General features: G+C 67.0%; 1 protein-coding gene. It reads left to right on the top strand.

From position 1 onward, the window contains the following. Positions 1-42 precede the first annotated feature (42 nt). Positions 43-476, top strand: a 434-nt coding sequence (locus CWM66_RS29005; RefSeq protein WP_158262975.1) for a hypothetical protein, incomplete at its 3' end; no start/stop codon positions are given.

Genomic DNA, 476 nt, shown 5'->3' with positions numbered 1-476 from the left:
GCACTGCAATGGCCGCCCACCCGTTTTCCCGCGGGCACCCGCATGCTGCTGGCGATGGGCGTGGCATTGCCCGCCCTGGACGTGAGCTGGATACAGGCGTGGTCCACCCTGTTTGGGGTCCACTATCCGCGCAACGAGCTGCTGGGCCTGCTGCTCACCCACGCCGGGGGCTATCTGCTGCTGGTGCCTATCGCCATGGCATTGACGACACCGCACGCCACCCGGCCGCTGAGGGTGCGAGTGCGCGATATCGTCGTGGCGTTGCTGCTGGCCGCGGTCCCGCTGTGGATGTGGTCGCCGCTGGCCGGCATCTTCTTGCCGTCCGCGCTGATGACGCTCGCCGCCACCGCGCTGTTGCTGTTGGACAACTGGATCACCGCCTGCAACAACTGGAACAGTTGCAGGTTGGCATCCAGGGCGGTGCTGGGCAGGCCGGTCTGCATCTGCAGGATATCTCCCAGCTTCAAGGGCGCGGC

Source organism: Kosakonia sp. H7A (genome assembly GCF_003028445.1).
GTDB classification, from domain to species: domain Bacteria; phylum Pseudomonadota; class Gammaproteobacteria; order Enterobacterales; family Enterobacteriaceae; genus Kosakonia; species Kosakonia radicincitans.
Note: the sequence above shows the minus strand (reverse complement) of the source record. Positions and strands in the feature narration are given on the sequence as shown.